Below are 16,221 nucleotides of genomic sequence, written 5' to 3' on the forward strand. Positions count from 1 at the left end.
AACCAACGCTACCGCGATTCACAACCCGATCATCGGCCCCACCCACAAACGGCACACTCAAAAGCGAACCATATTCCAGGCTGTCATCAAGGGGGGATCGTCACCCCGGTTTCCAGCTCCAGGCTGTCTCACTCGCGGCGACTCAGAAGACATTACACGTCTGCAAGCCAAGGCACAAATCCAACGTTGACGGGCTTAAAACCCCGGGATTTCAGGTTCAAACAGGGCAAAAGCCATCCGAAGAGCGCGCGGACTGCCAAAAATAGGCTCGGTGAAGCCCGTCACACCCGGGAAACCCGGGCGGGACGTGAGCGAGCAACCCGGGAAACCCGACGGGACGTGAGAGAAGAACCCGGGAAACCCGGGCGGGACGTGAGAGAAGAACCCGGAAAACCCGGGCGGGACGTGAGAGAGCATCGCCTAGAAGGGGCTGTAAACGCGGAAGGCCGGCAACCACTGGGGTTGCCGGCCTTCCGGTTGATTCAGATTCCCGCCAGCTCCGCATTGCCACACAGGCGCAGACGGTGACCTGTCGGGGCGATCAAGCGGAGACTTCCACCGTCGCCAGGTTCTTCTTTCCCCGGCGAAGCAGCAGGTAGCGCCCGTGAAGCAGCTGCTCCTGAGCAATCACGGCGTCCGGATCGGAGATCTTGGCGTTGTTCACGTACGCGCCGCCTTCGCCCACGGTCCGGCGGGCCGCCGACTTGCTCTCAGATAGCCCGGAAGCAACAAGCAAGTCAATGATTCCCAACGAATCGCTGCCGATCTTGGCGGACGGAAGCTCCGCCGTCGCTGCTGCGAGAGTCGGTTCGTCCAGTACGGACAAATCGCCATTGCCGAAGACTGCTGCCGAGGCCGCGATGACCTTCTCCGTTGCCTCCACACCATGAACGAGTGACGTGACCTCGTATGCCAGCTTCTTCTGGCCTTCGCGGGCAAACGGGCGTTCTGCCACGGACTCCCCCAGAGCTTCGATCTCTGCGCGCGTCAGGAAAGTAAACACTTTCAAGCGATCCACCACGTCGGCGTCGGCCGTGTTCAGCCAGAACTGGTAGAAGGTGTACGGGCTGCACATCTCCGAATCAAGCCAGATGGCGTTGCCTTCGGACTTACCGAACTTGGTTCCGTCCGAGTTGGTGATGAGCGGTGTGCCCAGGGCATGAACGCTCTTACCTTCCACCTTCCGGATCAGTTCCGTGCCGCTGGTCAGGTTGCCCCACTGGTCCGAACCACCGGTCTGGAGCGCACAACCGTAGTCGCGGTACAGCTGGAGGTAGTCCATACCCTGCAGGATCTGGTAGCTGAATTCGGTGTAGCTGATGCCTTCGTCCGAGTTCAAGCGCGAGGCAACAGCATCCTTGCGCAGCATGGTGCCAACACGAAAGTGCTTGCCAATCTCCCGCAGGAAGTCGATCGCGCTGAGCGGTGCCGTCCAGTCCAGGTTGTTGACCATGCGGGCAGGGTTTTCGCCCTCGAAGCTGAGGAAACGGCGCACCTGGCCTTGCAGGTAGCCGACCCACTCCGCAACGGTGTCCTTGGTGTTCAAGGTGCGTTCCGCCGTCGGACGCGGATCCCCGATCAGGCCGGTAGAACCGCCAACAAGGCCCAGCGGCTTGTGGCCTGCGAGCTGCAGGCGCCGCATCAGAAGCAACTGCACCAGATTGCCAAGGTGCAGGGAAGGGGCCGTGGGGTCGAAGCCACAGTAATAAGTGATCGGGTCCCCGGCGAGCAGCTTTTCCAGTTCCGTTTCGTCGGTGGAAACGTGCACCAGGCCGCGCCATTTCAGCTCCTGCCAGACGTTGGCAAAGGCTGGATCGTTCTGTTGGGACTCGAGGTTATTTACGTGTGACACGAGTTCTAAGTTAGCAGGATTAGCGATCCCGGAATTCCTAACGTTCAATGCCGGCCGGAAGGGGTGCCGCGGTGATAAGGCGGAGGCGTTGGGTTGGCCTGGTCATGGCGACGTAAAGGTCGCCCACCTTACCGTGCTCGTGGTTGAGCATGGCTGCCGGTTCCAGCACCACGACGCCGTCGAATTCGAGGCCCTTTGCCTCCTTGGGGCTGATCACCACGATGTCCTGTTCATAGCTGCCGGCGCCCGTACCGATACGCCGTCCGTAGACGCCGCGCAGGGCAGCCATGGCCTCCGGGAGCAACGGGCCGTCAGCAATGACGGCGAGCAAACCGCCGTCGATCGCGTTCAGTTCCTCAGGCAGTACCTCAACAAGCTTCGACACGATGCCGTCGGCCTCCACACGGTCCACGACCGGGGACCATTTGCCTTCCCGGACGGCCTTCGGCGCGGAGACCACGAGCCCGGCACGGTTGGCCATGCGGACGGCGGCTTCGGCGATCTGGGACGGCGTGCGGTAGTTGACGGTCAACTCTTCGAGGGTCCACCGGTCACCGAACGACGGCGCCAGTGCGCTTTGCCACGAATTGGCACCCGCCGCGGCGCTCGTCTGGGCGATGTCCCCCACGATGGTGAAGGACTTCAGCGGGCAGCGTCGCACCAGGAGCCGCCACTGCATGGGCGAAAGCTCCTGCGCCTCGTCAACTACGATGTGGCCGAAAGCCCACGAGCGATCGCTTGTGGCACGCTCGGCCGCGGTGAGCCGGTTCTCGCGTTCCTGGTTTTGATCGGCGAGCTCTTCGGCCGTCATCAGGACATCCACGCCCATGGCCTCCATGTTGGCCAGGGTCTGCTTGGCATTGGCGAGGTCGCGGGCGCGGTCCGCTTCCTGCTGGGCAAGACCCCTTCCGGCCGCAGGATCCAGCTCGCCGAGCAACTCGGCAGCCTCGTCCAGGAGCGGCACATCGGCTTCCGTCCACGGGGCATCTGCCGGCCGCTGGAGCAGGGCGCGCTGTTCGGGTGTGAGGTGCGGGGTGCAGGCTTCGAGGATCGCCGGCTTGCTGAAGAGCTCGGAAATGAGCTTCTCCGGCGTCATCGGCATCCAGCACAAGTTCAACATGATGCGGACATCGCGGGCGGTCCGGACATCTTCTGCCAGGTAGGCGCGGTCGGCGTTGTTGCCGATGTTGGCTTCCTCGACCTGGTCCGTCAGCTGCTCGGTGAGCTCACGCAACAGGATCTTGATGAACGTCAGGCGAGCCTCATTGTGTGGCTTGCCCGTGGCGCGGGCCTTGTCACGCGCCCGGCGGACCTGGCGCTCGGACAGGGTCAGCTTGCGGGAATCCACTTCGAGGATCCGGTCTTTGCCCGGTGTCCGTTGCCGGTTGGCCACCGCGTTGGCCACCACCTTGGCCATATCCAGCTTGCCCTTGAGGGCGGCGATATCCGGGTTCTCCTCCGGGATGGCGTGGATCCCGGGCATGAGACGGCCGAGGCTTGCCATAACGACGCCGGTCTCACCGAGCGAGGGAAGGACGCGCTCGATGTAGTGCATGAACGACGACGACGGCCCCACCAGCAGCACACCGGCACTCTTAAGGCGATCCCTGTGGGTGTAAAGCAGGTAAGCGGCACGGTGCAGCGCGACCGCGGTCTTGCCTGTTCCGGGACCGCCTTGGACTACCAGTGCACCGGAGATCGACGAACGGATGATCCTGTCCTGCTCGGACTGGATGGTGCCGACGATGTCGGACATGCGCCCGGTGCGCTTGGAGTTCAGTGCAGCGAGCAGGGCCCCCTCGCCTTGGAGGGAATCGTCGTCGGCCAGCATGTCCGCGTCCAGGACGTCGTCCTCGATCGCCTTGACCTCGCGGCCCTGCAGGATGAGGTGACGACGGCGACGAACGCCTTGGCGGTCAAACGCGGTTGCCTGGTAGAAGTGCCCGGCTTCGGGAGCACGCCAGTCCACCATGAGGCGCTGCAGATCGGCGGTGGAGAGCCCAATGCGTCCGATGTACTGGGCTTCACCGGAGTCCAGGTCGAGGCGCCCAAAGACCAAGCGATCGTCGACGGCGTCGAGCTGGGCGAGGCGGTCCTCGTACAGTGCGGCGAAGGCGTCACGTTCTGAAACGTTCTGCATGGTTCCCACGGCGCCGGCCTTGCGCACTTGCGCCAGCTGGGTGCGCTTTTCTTCCCGCAGCTCATCAAGCCGGGCGTACAACCCGGCCACATATTCCTGCTCGTGAACCAAATCAGCGTCGTGCATCGAAACCGTAACCCCTATCGCAAAAGACAGACCGTCCATTCTACAGCGATTTTGGTAAACGCGTGGGGTGCGAGCCAGATGCCGGACTGTCGGGCCAAATAATCGCGTGAGATAGGCCGCTCTACCCGGACTCCACCCGTTTCCGTGGCCGTGCGGCTTTGTACTTGGACACGGTGGGATCGTCTTCGATCCAGAACCGCCACGGGTACTCTGTGCTTCCACCCGGGCCCGCCACGCCCACCCTGGGTCCGCTGACAACTGCCGCCGCCGGGGACCCAGGCAAGCACAAACTGAAAGGTGCCGCGAGCGCGTCACGCCCGGAGTCCGCCGTCGTGAGTCCCAAGGCTGAAGCGAGGCGCGCGGGCCCGCTGGCCAGGTCCTTCGGCGCTTTCGACGCTGGGCGCCGAACGGCGGCAAGCTCCCGGCCTTCGACGATCTCGCCGGCACGGAGCAGCAAGGCGGAAGCCGAGCCGGCAGGGCCGCAGACGATGTTCGCGCAGTAGTGCATACCGTAGGTGAAATAGACATACAGGAAACCGGCCGGACCGAACATGGGTGCGTTCCTGGCCGTGAGTCCGCCATAGGTATGCGAGCCGGGGTCCGGATTTTCGGAGTCGCGCGGTCCCATGTATGCCTCCACCTCCGTGAGCCGCACCGATACCGGGCCGGCTTCGGAGTAGTGGGTCAGGACCGCCCCCAGGAAAAGGGGCGCAATGAGCCGCGGGTCTCCGGCTAGGAAGTCCCGCACCGCGATGGGATCGCTGGTTGGCGTGACGGTCATGCACCGACCCTAGCAACCACCCTCTGCGATCGTGTCCGATTTCCGCTAGCAGCGATGTCGGCCGGCTGGGAGGATGAAGCCATGGACTTCTGGCAGCGCTACCGCGCCATCGACGCCCGGGACACCCGGTTTGACGGTCAATTCTTCACCGCCGTCCGTTCCACCGGCATCTACTGTCGACCCTCCTGCCCCGCCAGGACACCCAAGGCGGAAAACGTCACCTTCTACGAGACATCCGCGGCCGCGCACGAGGCCGGATACCGTGCCTGCAAGCGTTGCCTGCCGGAGGCAGTCCCCGGAACGCCGGCATGGAACCTGCGCTCAGACGTGGCGGGACGGGCGATGCGCTTGATCAACGATGGCGTCATCAGCCGGGAAGGCGTTGACGGGCTGGCCCACAGGCTGGGTTACTCCGCGCGCCAATTGAACCGGATACTAAGCCATGAGCTGGGGGCCGGCCCGCTGTCACTTGCGAGGGCCAGCCGCGCACAAACAGCACGGACGCTACTGGTCTCCACGTCCATGATGTTTGCCGATGTGGCCTTTGCGTCCGGTTTCAACAGCGTCCGTCAGTTCAATGACACCATCGGCGAGGTCTTCGCGATGACTCCGACGGCGTTGCGCGCCAGCGCGCCGCGGACGGTAAGGCGGCAAGACGAACCAGCGGTGGCTCCTGCATCGTTGACCCTGAACCTGCCGTACCGGGAACCCTTTGATACCGGAATTTTCGATTTCCTTGCGGCACGGGCCGTGCCCGGAATAGAGGTGGTCAGCGAGGACCCGGATGGCCGGCGAAGCTACTCGCGGACACTGCGGCTTCCCCTCGGCCACGCCACCTTCACCGTCTCATACGATCCGCGGGTATCGCCTGCTGCGGGCGGATCGCGCCTGCAACTAAGCGCAGCGGTGGCGGACCTTCACGATTTGCCGGTCCTGTTGAGCAGGGTCCGCCGGTTGTTCGATCTCGATGCTGATCCGGTCGCCATTGATGAAGCATTGGCGCGGGACCCTCGCCTGAAACCAAGCGTACGTGCCTTGCCTGGCATGCGGCTCCCGGGCGCCGTGGATCCACAGGAATTGCTTGTCCGGGCCATGGTCGGGCAACAGATCACCGTTGCCGCCGCCCGGACGGCTCTCACGCAACTGTCCACTGCCGGAACGTCCCTGCGAACCAGCGTGGATGGCCTGGACCGATTGTTCCCGACAGCTGCCCAGCTCGCCGAACAAGGCAGGGAACTCCTCAGGGGTCCGCAACGACGGATCGATTCGGTGCTTTCGGCGGCATCAGCGATGGCCGACGGCGGCCTCGACTTCGGCTATGGGGACGACGAACGGAGCCTTGCCCTGAAGCTGTTGCCGCTCCCGGGGGTGGGACCGTGGACCGTAGGCTATGTGGCCATGCGGGTGCTCGGCACACCGGATGTCTTCCTGGGAAACGATGCAGCCGTTCGGAACGGGCTGAAAGTGATGCCCGCGGGACCGGCATTGAGTGCCGACTTCCGGGACGTCAGTCCTTGGCGTTCCTATGCCGTGATGCACCTCTGGCGCGCCGCTGCCCGACCGCGAGTGAGAGAGGGATCGCCCAAACCCCGCGGGACGTGAGAGAGGAATCCCCCAAACCCCGCGGGACGTGAGAGAGGAACACCCCAAACCCCGCGGGACGTGAGAGAGGAACCCGTCAGTGGGCCGGGGGTTGGGCGGGGACTCCGGCGGGCCAGGGCAGCAACTCCGGGAGGTCCACGCCGTCGGCGGCTGCCGTGGCGCGGAGGGAGCCCAGGCTCGGCTCCCTGCCCGCCAGCCAGGCTGCAATGTCCGTAATCATGCCGGTGATCGCGATGGACGTTCCTCCAGTGCCGAGTGTCCGCGGCGGCAGACCGGTAGGCTGCAGCACGAGCTTGTACTCGCTCGGCACACGAGCCTCGAGGAAGTCGAACAGGTGCTCGCAGAAGGGTCGGCTCCACGTCTCCGGGCCAAAGCCCATTCCAAGGTCCGACGCATGGATGGTCAGTTCGCGCCACAGTGCCAGGCCGCCGTCGAACACTGTCCCGTCGCGGTAGGTGATGCGTGCCTGCCAGCCGACCGGGTCCAGGGCATCGAACGCTGCAAGCGCCGAGTCAACGGCGGCGGCGACGGACGCCTTGTGCTCGTCCAGGCTGTGTCCCGCGGCGAGGTTGATGGCTTTGGTCCGGCCTTCCATGCCGCCGTCGTACAGTTCGATCCTCTCGCCCCGCCGCGCGTACTCCAGTTGCCGCGCCATGGCATTGGCAATACCGGTGAGGTGCGCCAGCACATGGCCCCGGGTCCAGTCGGGAAGTTCCGACGGCTCAGTGACGGATGATTCGTCCATCTTGGTCAGGAGACGGGTGACGTTGCCGGCGGCTTTGTGAAGCTCTGCGGTCAGCGTTTCAAGGGTGATCTGGGTCATAGCGCCATGCTAACGCACAGTTAAAGCAAGAGCGGGATGGTGCTGTGAGGCACCATCCCGCTCCGATGGAACGAACGCTACGACGCGTAGGACCGCGCGGCGTCCAGTTCCGCTTCAAGTGCTGCAAGCTGGCGTTCGACGGCGGCTGGTGCCGTTCCGCCCTGTGAGTTGCGGCTGTTGAGCGAACCTTCGGTGCTCAGCACGGAACGGACTTCGGGCGTCAAGTGCTCCGAAATCGCTGCGTACTCTTCGTCCGTCAGATCCCACAGCTCCACGCCACGGCTTTCGGCCTGCTTGACCGCAGCACCGGAGAGCTCGTGGGCTTCACGGAAAGGAACGCCCTGGCGGACAAGCCACTCGGCAATGTCCGTTGCCAGCGCGAAGCCCTGGGGAGCCAGGGATTGCATGCGTTCGGTATTGAACTTGAGCGTGGCGATCATGCCGGACACGGCCGGAAGCAGGAGCTCCAGGGTGTCCGCGGCGTCGAAGACCGGTTCCTTATCCTCCTGGAGGTCGCGGTTGTACGCGAGCGGGAGGCCCTTGAGCGTAGCCAACAACCCGGTCAGGTTGCCGATGAGGCGCCCTGCCTTGCCGCGGGCCAACTCTGCAACGTCCGGGTTCTTCTTCTGCGGCATGATCGAGGACCCCGTGGAGTACGAGTCATGCAAAGTGACGAAGGAGAACTCCTTGGTGGCCCAGAAAATGACTTCCTCGGAGATGCGGGAAAGGTCGACGCCGATCATCGAGCAGACCCACGCGAACTCGGCGAAGACATCGCGGGCCGCGGTGCCATCGATCGAGTTGTGCACGGCTGAGTAGAAACCGAGGTCTGCTGCCACTGCCTCCGGGTCGAGGCCGAGCGAAGAACCAGCCAAGGCACCGGAACCATACGGTGAAACACCGGCGCGCTTGTCCCAGTCCTGGAGCCGCTGCACATCGCGCAACAGCGCCCAGGCGTGGGCAAGCAAATGGTGGCTGAGCAGGACCGGCTGGGCGTGCTGCAGGTGCGTGCGGCCGGGCATGGCAACACCGTGATGCGCCTTGGCCTGCTCCACCAACGCATCAACCGTGGCCAGGACACCCTGGGCGATGATCCGGGCGTGGTCCCGCAGGAACATGCGTCCAAGGGTTGCCACCTGGTCATTGCGGGAACGGCCGGCGCGGAGCTTGCCGCCCAGTTGTGTCCCGGCGCGTTCGATCAGCCCACGTTCCAGCGAGCCGTGCACGTCCTCGTCGCTCTCAGCAGGAAGGTAGGCGCCGCTCGCGACGTCCTCATCCAGCTGCGTCAGCGCCTTGAGCATGCCTTCGAGCTCGGCGTCATCCAGCAGTCCGGCCTTGGCCAGCACGCGGGCGTGCGCCTTGGAACCGGCGATGTCGTAGCGGGCCAGCCGCCAGTCAAAGTGAGTGGACTTGCTCAGTGCGGCCAGCGCGTCCGCGGGGCCGCCGGCGAACCGGCCACCCCACAGAGCACCTTCGTTGGTCCCTGAACGCTCCCCAACCTCGCTGCGCTCGGCCGGGGACCCCTGCGTTCCGGGGCCCTGCTGCGGACTCACTGTCCTGCGACCCGGAGGTCGCGGCCCGAGGCGACCTTGGAGGACATGCCCCACAGCTCGATGAAGCCGCGGGCCATGGACTGGTCGAAGGTGTCGCCGGTGTCGTAGGTAGCGAGGTCGAAGTCGTACAGCGAGGTCTCGGAGCGGCGGCCGTTGACGATGGCCTGGCCGCCGTGGAGGACCATGCGTATATCTCCGGAAACGTACTTCTGCGTATCTTCGATGAAGGCGTCCAGGGAGCGCTTGAGCGGGGAGAACCACTGTCCGTCGTAGACCAGCTCGGCCCAGCGCTGGCCGACCGTTGCCTTGAAACGGGCCTGCTCACGCTCAATGGTGACGTCTTCGAGGTGCTTGTGCGCGGTGATCAGCGCCATGGCACCCGGTGCTTCGTAGATTTCGCGGGACTTGATGCCCACCAGGCGGTCCTCGACGACGTCGATGCGGCCCACGCCCTGCGCACCTGCACGGCGGTTCAGTTCCTGGATGGCCTGCAATGGGGTGACCTTGACGCCGTCGATCGCTACCGGGATACCGGCCTGGAAGGAAATGGTGACCTCATCCGGTGCCGGCGGGAATTCCGGGGTGGCGGTGTAGTCGTAGATGTCCTTGGTGGGTGCGTTCCAGATGTCCTCAAGGTAGCCGGTCTCGACGGCGCGTCCCCAGACGTTCTGGTCGATCGAGTAAGGGTTCTTCTTGGTGGTCTCGATCGGCAGGCCCTTTTCCTCGGCGAAGGCGATGGCCTTGTCGCGGGTAAGGGCGAGGTCGCGGACGGGTGCGATGCACTTCAGGTCCGGGCCGAGGGTCTGGATGCCCACTTCGAAGCGGACCTGGTCGTTGCCCTTGCCCGTGCAGCCGTGCGCGACGGTGGTGGCGCCGAATTCGCGGGCCGCCTTCACCAGGTGCTTCACGATGACCGGACGCGAGATGGCGGACACCAGCGGATAGTGGCCCTGGTAGAGGGCGTTGGCCTTCAGGGTAGGCATGGCGTATTCGTTGGCGAACTCGTCGCGGGCGTCCGCAACGTAGGCCTCGACGGCGCCGCAACCGAGGGCGCGCTGGCGGATGGTCTCCAGGGACTCGCCGCCCTGTCCGACGTCGACGGCCACAGCGATGACCTCGGCGCCGGTGGCTTCACCGATCCAGCCGATGGCTACGGAAGTATCAAGGCCACCGGAGTAGGCCAGAACAATGCGCTCAGTCACGAGAGTGCTCCTTTGTTGTTGCTTTGTTTGTTTCGAATGCTTGAAGAAAATAAGTCAGTTGCCCGGTCCGGCTTCTTCGGCCATGCGGAGGAAACGGGCCGCCAGTTCCGCCCCGCCGTCGGGATCCCGGGACACCAACATCACAGTGTCGTCGCCTGCGATCGTACCCAATACCGACGGCATCACGGAGTGGTCGATCGCCAGGGCCAGGAAGTTCGCGGCGCCTGGAGGCGTGCGGAGCACCGCGATGTTGCCAGAAGCCTCAGCCGTGACCAGCAGTTCTCCGCAAAGCCGGGTGAGCCGGGCATCCAGGATTTCCTGGGTGACGCCGCTCTTGGCGTTCCGGTCTCCCCCTTCGCCGGGAACCGCGTAGACCAGTGCTCCGTCTTTGCCACGGACCCGAACGGCACCGAGCTCCACCAAGTCCCTGGAGAGGGTCGCCTGGGTGACCTGTACGCCGTCGTCCGCCAAGAGGGCAGCGAGTTCCGCCTGGGAACGCACGGACTCCCCCGTCAGGATCGCCGTGATGCGGGCCTGGCGGGCGGTCTTGGTGGCCGGGCTGGTACCGGGTACGGACGGGTTGACGGACACTAGAAAGTGCTCTCGCCGGTTCCTTCGACGGGGGCAAGACCCTCGACGAACGCGAGCCCGGAACGGTGCATCAGCCAAGCCATGAGCGCCTTTTGGGCGTGCAGGCGGTTTTCTGCCTCGTCCCAGACGATCGACTGAGGGCCGTCGATGACACCGGCCGAAATCTCGTAACCGCGGTAGGCCGGGAGGCAGTGCAGCACAACGGCGTCCGGGGCTGCTTGGGCCATCGCCGCCTCGTCCACGGAATAGTCCCGGAACAGCTGCAGCCGGGCTTCCTTCTCCGCTTCCTGGCCCATGGACACCCACGTGTCAGTGGCCACCACATCGGCGCCTTTGAGGGCCTCGGCAGCGTCGCTCGTGATCAGCACGGATCCGCCGGTTTCGGCGGCCCGTTCTTCAGCTGCGGCGACGATTTCGGCAGCCGGGAGATAGCCTTCCGGACCGGAGATCCGGACGTGCATGCCCGCGGTCACACCGGCCAGCAGGTAGGAGTTGGCCATGTTGTTGGCCGCGTCGCCCAAGTAGGCCATGGTCAATCCGGCCAGCTCGCCCTTGTGTTCCTTGACGGTCAGGAGGTCGGCCAGGAGCTGGCAGGGGTGGTAGTCATCGCACAGGGCATTGATGACGGGCACCTTGGAGTTTTCCGCCATGGCCACCAGGCCCGCGTGGGCTCCGGTCCGCCACACGATGGTGGAGACCATTCGCTCCAGGACCTTTGCGGTGTCCTCCACGGACTCTTTGTGGCCGATCTGGGCCTCGCCCGGATTGATGATGAGGGCGTTGCCGCCCATGTCGGCGATGCCGGTGGCAAACGAGACACGGGTCCTGGTGGAGGTCTTGTCGAAGATCACGGCAACGGTCTTGCGCCCGTTTCCTTCTCCGGCGAACGGCTGCACGCTGTAGGGAGCGGCTTTCATCCGGACCGCGAGTTCCAAAACCTCGGCTTGCTCGGCCGGGGTCAGGTCCGTGTCCTTGAGGAAGTGCCGGGTGCTGGCGGATGTAGTCACTGTGCGTCCTTAACGGTGGTGGCGGTAGCCGTAGCGATCAGGGTGGGCAAGGCTGCCAGGAAACGGTCAGCCTGTTCGGTGGTCAGGATGAGCGGCGGCGCCAGGCGGATGGTGCGGGGACCGGGGCTGTTGACGATGAAGCCCGCGTCGAGGCCGGCAGTCACCATGGCGGGGGCGATGTCGGCAGCGACGTCAAACCCAATGAGCAATCCCTCGCCACGGACCTCGGTAACGCCATCGACCGCTGCAATACCCTGCCGCAGGTACTCGCCCACAGCCTGAACATTCTGCAGCACGCCCTGGGTTTCGATGGCATGCAGGGTAGCAAGGGCGGCGGCCGTGGCCACCGGATTTCCACCGAAAGTGGTACCGTGCTGCCCCGCGGTGAGCAGGGCCGACGTCGTACTTCCGAACGTGACCAGGGCGCCGATCGGGAAGCCGCCGCCAAGGCCCTTGGCGAGGGTGACGGCGTCGGGAACGATCCCGGCGTCTTCGCTGGCCAGCCACTTTCCGGTACGGCCGATGCCGGTCTGGACTTCGTCGAGGATAAGGAGTGCTCCGGCGGCGGTGGTGGCCTCGCGTGCCGCCTGCAGGTATTCGTTGCTGAGGGGGCGGACACCCGCTTCGCCCTGGATCGGTTCCAGGAACACGGCCGCAGTGGAATCGTCGACGGCGGCACGCAGGGCATCGATGTCACCGAACGGAATGTGGACCACGCCACCGGGAAGCGGCTCGAACGGGGCCCGGTAGGCCTCCTTTGCCGTGAGCGCCAGGGCACCCATGGTCCGGCCATGGAACGCGCCTTCAAGGGCGATGATCTTGGTGCGCTTGCCATCGCCATTGTTCCGGCGGGCCAGTTTAAAGGCAGCCTCGTTGGCCTCCGTGCCGGAGTTGGCGAAGAACACCTTGGAACCGGACGGTGCATTACTGATGGCCAGCAGCTTCTCAGCGAGCGCGATCTGCGTGGGGCTCGTGAAGAAATTCGAGACGTGGCCCAGTGTCGCCAGCTGGCTTGCGATCACCGACGTCACGAACGGGTGCGCATGCCCCATCGCATTCACTGCGATGCCGCCGAGGAGGTCCAGGTACTCCTTGCCGTCAGCGTCCCACACCAGGCAACCGGCGCCACGGACCAGGACCCGCTGGGGAGTGCCGAACACACCCATCAGCGATGAGGAGTAACGGGCAAGCCAATCCGCGCCGGAACTCTGGGCTACAAGGGTGGTCGCGGAAGCTTCGGTGGGAGTATGGCTCAGTTCGGTGCTCATGCGTTCACGTCCTCGTCGGGTACTACTTGGGTGCCGATGCCCGCCGTCGTAAAGGTTTCCAACAGCATGGAGTGCGGCAGGCGGCCGTCCACGATGTGGGCGCGTTCCACGCCCTCGTCGATCGCCTTGAGGCAGGCGGCCATTTTGGGGATCATTCCGGATTCCAAACGCGGAAGCATTTCCCGGAGCTCCGTCGCGGTCAGCGAGGAAATCAGCGACGACTTGTCCGGCCAGTTGGCGTAGAGGCCTTCGACGTCAGTCAGGATGACCAGCTTGGAGGCACCTAGGGCGGAGGCCACCGCGGCTGCGGCGGTATCGGCGTTGACGTTGAGGACCTGCCCCGTGGTCTGGAACCCGTTGCCCTCCTCGGTGATTTCGGGAGCGACCGTGGAAATCACGGGGATGCGCCCGGCGTCAAGTATGTCCTTGATACCGGCAGGATCAACGCCAACCACTTCGCCCACCAGCCCGAGGTCCACCTCTTCGCCGTCCACCACGGTTCCGGTGCGCACTGCGCGCAGCAGGCCACCGTCTTCGCCGGACATGCCGACGGCGTACGGGCCGTGCGAATTGATGAGGCCAACGAGTTCGCGTCCGACCTGGCCCGTGAGGACCATCCGGACAACGTCCATCGCTTCGGGGGTAGTGACCCGGAGGCCGCCTTTGAACTCGGACTCGATACCGAGCCGGCCAAGCATGGAGTTGATCTGGGGGCCGCCACCGTGGACAACCACCGGGTGGATGCCGACGTGGTGCAGGAACACGATGTCCTCGGCGAAGGCGCGGCGAAGGTCATCGTTCACCATCGCGTTGCCGCCGTACTTGATCACCATGGTGGTTCCGGCGAAGCGCTGGATCCAGGGCAACGCCTCGATCAGCGTTGCCGCTTTGTCCTGGGCTGTTTCTGCCGAGACGGAGCTCGTGGACGTGTTCTCGCGGGTCTGCGCAGTCATGGTCACTCCGCTCAGCTCGAGTACGCGCTGTTCTCATGCACGTAGTCGTGCGTGAGGTCGTTGGTCCAGATGGTCGCCTCGGCGTCGCCTGCCTGCAAATCGATCTCCACGAGCACTTCGCGTGGCTCCAGGTCCACCAGGTTGCGGTCGTCACCGATTGCACCGTTACGGCAGATCTGGATGCCGTTCATGGCAACGTTGAGCTGGTCGGCTTCGAAAACGGCGTCCGTGGTACCAACTGCGGAAAGCACGCGGCCCCAGTTGGGGTCCTTGCCGAAAATGGCGGCCTTGAAGAGGTTGGAGCGGGCGACGGAGCGCCCAACGATTTCGGCATCACGTTCGCTGGCGGCGTTGAAGGTGCGGATTGCGATGTCATGGCTGGCGCCTTCGGCGTCCCCAATGAGCTTGCGGGCCAGTTCCGCACAGACGCTCGTGACCGCTTCGCTCAACTGTTCCGCGGACGGCAGCGCCTCCGAGGCACCGGAGGCAAGCAACACCACGGTGTCGTTGGTGGACATGCAGCCGTCGGAGTCGGCACGGTCGAAGGTGACCCGGGCGGCGTCGCGAAGGACGACGTCGAGCTCGTTGGCCGGGACTTCGGCGTCAGTGGTAAGGACCACCAGCATGGTGGCGAGGCCCGGAGCCAACATGCCCGCACCCTTGGCGATGCCGCCTACGGTGAAGGTCTTGCCCTCGGCGTCCTTGCCGGTGAACACGGCCTCCTTGGAGACGCTGTCCGTGGTCATGATCGCGGTGGCTGCGGCACTTCCGCCGGTCTCGGACAGCTCCTTGGCTGCGGCTTCGACGCCGGGAAGGATCTTGTCCATGGGCAATTGCTCACCGATCAGCCCGGTGGAGCACACCACGACGTCGGAAGCAGAGACTCCCAGCACTTCTGCCACTTTCTCGGCCGTGGCATGAGTGTTCTGGAAGCCCTGGGGGCCGGTGCAGGCGTTGGCTCCGCCGGAGTTCAGGACCACGGCATCCACTCGGCCGTCGCTGACCACTTGGCGGGACCAGTGCACGGGAGCTGCGGCTACGCGGTTGGAGGTAAAGACGGCGGCAGCGGCCTTCTGCGGACCATCGTTCACGACGAGGGCCAGGTCCGGATTCCCGGAGGCCTTGATGCCGGCTTTGACGCCGGCTGCCCGGAATCCCTTGGGTGCGGTAATGGTCACGGTGCTACTCCCTGCAGGTTCAGGCCGGCGGTTTCGTCCAGGCCGAGGGCTATGTTCATGGACTGCACGGCGCCGCCTGCGGTCCCCTTGGTGAGGTTGTCGATGGCGCACGTAACGATGACGCGGCCCGTGTGCTGGTCAAACGCCAGTTGCATGACGGCGTGGTTGGAACCCTGCACCGACTTGGTGGTGGGCCACTGGCCTTCGGGCAGCAGGTGCACGAACGGCTCGTCGTCGTAGGCATCCGCCCACGCCTGGCGGAGTTCGGCCGCGGTGACGCCGTGACCAACCTTGGCGGTCGCCGTCGTAAGGATGCCCCGGCTCATCGGGGCAAGGGTCGGCGTAAAAGAAACCGTCACCGGCTCCCCCGCCGCGTTGGAGAGGCCCTGCTCGATCTCCGGCGTGTGGCGATGCCCGCCACCCACACCGTAGGGACTCATGGAACCCATGACTTCAGAACCGATCAGGTTGACCTTGGCAGCCTTGCCTGCGCCCGAGGTGCCTGAGGCGGACACGATGACGACGTCGTCGGTCAGCAAAAGGTTGTTGGCGAACCCGGGCGTCAAGGCGAGCAGGGCCGACGTCGGGTAGCAGCCGGGAACGGCGATCCGCTTGGAGCCTTTGAGCGCCTCACGCTGGCCGGGCAGTTCCGGCAGCCCGTAGGGCCATGTGCCGGCGTGCGCCGAGCCATAAAACTTTTCCCATGCCGCGGCGTCTTGCAGGCGGTGGTCCGCACCGGCGTCGATGACTACTGTCCCTTCGGGCAGCTGCGCCGCGATCTCGGCGGACGCGCCGTGCGGCAGCGCGAGGAAGACGACATCGTGCCCGGACAGGTTCTCTACGGTGGTGTCTTCGAGAATCCTGCTGGCCAAACCATGGAGATGCGGCTGCAACTCCCCTAGTCTGGAACCTGCGTTGCTGTGCGCTGTAATGGCGCCGATGGTGACGTTGGGATGGTTGGCCAACAGGCGCAGCACTTCTCCCCCGGCGTAGCCGCTGGCACCGGAGACGGCAACAGAAATAGTCATGGCTTCAGCATACAGCAAAAATATTCATACTGTCCGATATTTATGCATGCTGGATGTGCGCTGTCACATTCGTTAGGGTCTTGCGCGTATGCTAAGTGGAGGGTGATCCAGACCGTG

General features: G+C 64.8%; 13 protein-coding genes. 1 reads left to right on the top strand and 12 read right to left on the bottom strand.

The genetic code is table 11. From position 1 onward, the window contains the following. Nucleotides 1–541: 541 nt before the first annotated feature. The 3 genes from tyrS to ACIPY2_RS15200 form a co-directional block, all read right to left on the bottom strand. Nucleotides 542–1,852, bottom strand: a complete 1,311-nt coding sequence (gene tyrS, locus ACIPY2_RS15190; RefSeq protein ID WP_400267222.1) for a tyrosine--tRNA ligase — start codon at nt 1,850–1,852, stop codon at nt 542–544. 37 nt (nt 1,853–1,889) lie between these two features. Next, the gene (locus ACIPY2_RS15195; protein WP_400267223.1) at nt 1,890–4,118 is read right to left on the bottom strand and encodes an AAA family ATPase; all 2,229 of its coding nucleotides are present in this window, start codon (nt 4,116–4,118) and stop codon (nt 1,890–1,892) included. A 121-nt stretch (nt 4,119–4,239) separates the two neighbouring features. Next, the gene (locus tag ACIPY2_RS15200) at nt 4,240–4,899 is read right to left on the bottom strand and encodes a DNA-3-methyladenine glycosylase (protein ID WP_400267224.1); all 660 of its coding nucleotides are present in this window, start codon (nt 4,897–4,899) and stop codon (nt 4,240–4,242) included. Nucleotides 4,900–4,980: 81 nt separating this feature from the next. Here ACIPY2_RS15200 and ACIPY2_RS15205 point away from each other — a divergent pair, with 81 nt between their 5' ends. Further along, the gene (locus tag ACIPY2_RS15205; RefSeq protein WP_400267225.1) at nt 4,981–6,501 is read left to right on the top strand and encodes a DNA-3-methyladenine glycosylase 2 family protein; all 1,521 of its coding nucleotides are present in this window, start codon (nt 4,981–4,983) and stop codon (nt 6,499–6,501) included. Between the two features lie 76 nt (nt 6,502–6,577). On the opposite strand, the gene ACIPY2_RS15210 is transcribed toward ACIPY2_RS15205, so the two are convergent. From ACIPY2_RS15210 to argC, 9 genes are all read right to left on the bottom strand, one after another. After that, nucleotides 6,578–7,324 carry a maleylpyruvate isomerase family mycothiol-dependent enzyme gene (locus tag ACIPY2_RS15210; protein ID WP_400267226.1) on the bottom strand — a complete coding sequence of 249 codons (747 nt, stop codon included), beginning with the start codon at nt 7,322–7,324 and terminating at the stop codon, nt 6,578–6,580. Nucleotides 7,325–7,401: 77 nt separating this feature from the next. Further along, entirely contained in the window at nt 7,402–8,877 is a 1,476-nt protein-coding gene (gene argH, locus ACIPY2_RS15215) for an argininosuccinate lyase (protein ID WP_400267227.1), read from the bottom strand. Then, a complete protein-coding gene (locus ACIPY2_RS15220) occupies nt 8,874–10,079 on the bottom strand; it encodes an argininosuccinate synthase (protein ID WP_400267228.1) in 1,206 nt (401 codons plus the stop codon). Before ACIPY2_RS15220 ends, argH begins: the two co-directional genes overlap by 4 nt. Before the next feature lie 54 nt (nt 10,080–10,133). Continuing rightward, nucleotides 10,134–10,670, bottom strand: a complete 537-nt coding sequence (locus ACIPY2_RS15225) for an arginine repressor (RefSeq protein ID WP_400267229.1) — start codon at nt 10,668–10,670, stop codon at nt 10,134–10,136. Further along, nucleotides 10,670–11,677: an ornithine carbamoyltransferase gene (argF, locus tag ACIPY2_RS15230; RefSeq protein ID WP_400267230.1), complete on the bottom strand. Its 1,008-nt coding sequence runs from the start codon at nt 11,675–11,677 to the stop codon at nt 10,670–10,672. The genes ACIPY2_RS15225 and argF overlap by 1 nt, the downstream gene beginning before the upstream one ends. After that, nucleotides 11,674–12,945, bottom strand: coding sequence for an acetylornithine transaminase (locus tag ACIPY2_RS15235; RefSeq protein WP_400267231.1), 1,272 nt, complete (start codon nt 12,943–12,945; stop codon nt 11,674–11,676). The genes argF and ACIPY2_RS15235 overlap by 4 nt, the downstream gene beginning before the upstream one ends. Then, on the bottom strand, nt 12,942–13,898 hold the full coding sequence (gene argB / locus ACIPY2_RS15240; protein WP_400267232.1) for an acetylglutamate kinase: 957 nt from the start codon (nt 13,896–13,898) through the stop codon (nt 12,942–12,944). The genes ACIPY2_RS15235 and argB overlap by 4 nt, the downstream gene beginning before the upstream one ends. Nucleotides 13,899–13,909: 11 nt before the next feature. Next, nucleotides 13,910–15,076 (bottom strand): bifunctional glutamate N-acetyltransferase/amino-acid acetyltransferase ArgJ, encoded by a 1,167-nt coding sequence (gene argJ / locus ACIPY2_RS15245; protein ID WP_400267233.1) that lies wholly within the window; start codon nt 15,074–15,076, stop codon nt 13,910–13,912. Then, nucleotides 15,073–16,104, bottom strand: a complete 1,032-nt coding sequence (gene argC, locus ACIPY2_RS15250) for an N-acetyl-gamma-glutamyl-phosphate reductase (protein WP_400267234.1) — start codon at nt 16,102–16,104, stop codon at nt 15,073–15,075. Before argC ends, argJ begins: the two co-directional genes overlap by 4 nt. Nucleotides 16,105–16,221: the final 117 nt, after the last annotated feature.

This window comes from Paenarthrobacter sp. NPDC089675 (genome assembly GCF_044749185.1).
Lineage (GTDB): Bacteria > Actinomycetota > Actinomycetes > Actinomycetales > Micrococcaceae > Arthrobacter.

What these genes read in the sequence shown, in the direction of transcription:
- ACIPY2_RS15195 (WP_400267223.1), bottom strand. Translation starts at nt 4,118, where the DNA reads ATGCACGACGCTGATTTGGTTCACGAGCAGGAATATGTGGCCGGGTTG.
- ACIPY2_RS15200 (WP_400267224.1), bottom strand. Translation starts at nt 4,899, where the DNA reads ATGACCGTCACGCCAACCAGCGATCCCATCGCGGTGCGGGACTTCCTA.
- ACIPY2_RS15205 (WP_400267225.1), top strand. Translation starts at nt 4,981, where the DNA reads ATGGACTTCTGGCAGCGCTACCGCGCCATCGACGCCCGGGACACCCGG.
- ACIPY2_RS15210 (WP_400267226.1), bottom strand. Translation starts at nt 7,324, where the DNA reads ATGACCCAGATCACCCTTGAAACGCTGACCGCAGAGCTTCACAAAGCC.
- ACIPY2_RS15235 (WP_400267231.1), bottom strand. Translation starts at nt 12,945, where the DNA reads ATGAGCACCGAACTGAGCCATACTCCCACCGAAGCTTCCGCGACCACC.
- argB (WP_400267232.1), bottom strand. Translation starts at nt 13,898, where the DNA reads ATGACTGCGCAGACCCGCGAGAACACGTCCACGAGCTCCGTCTCGGCA.
- argC (WP_400267234.1), bottom strand. Translation starts at nt 16,104, where the DNA reads ATGACTATTTCTGTTGCCGTCTCCGGTGCCAGCGGCTACGCCGGGGGA.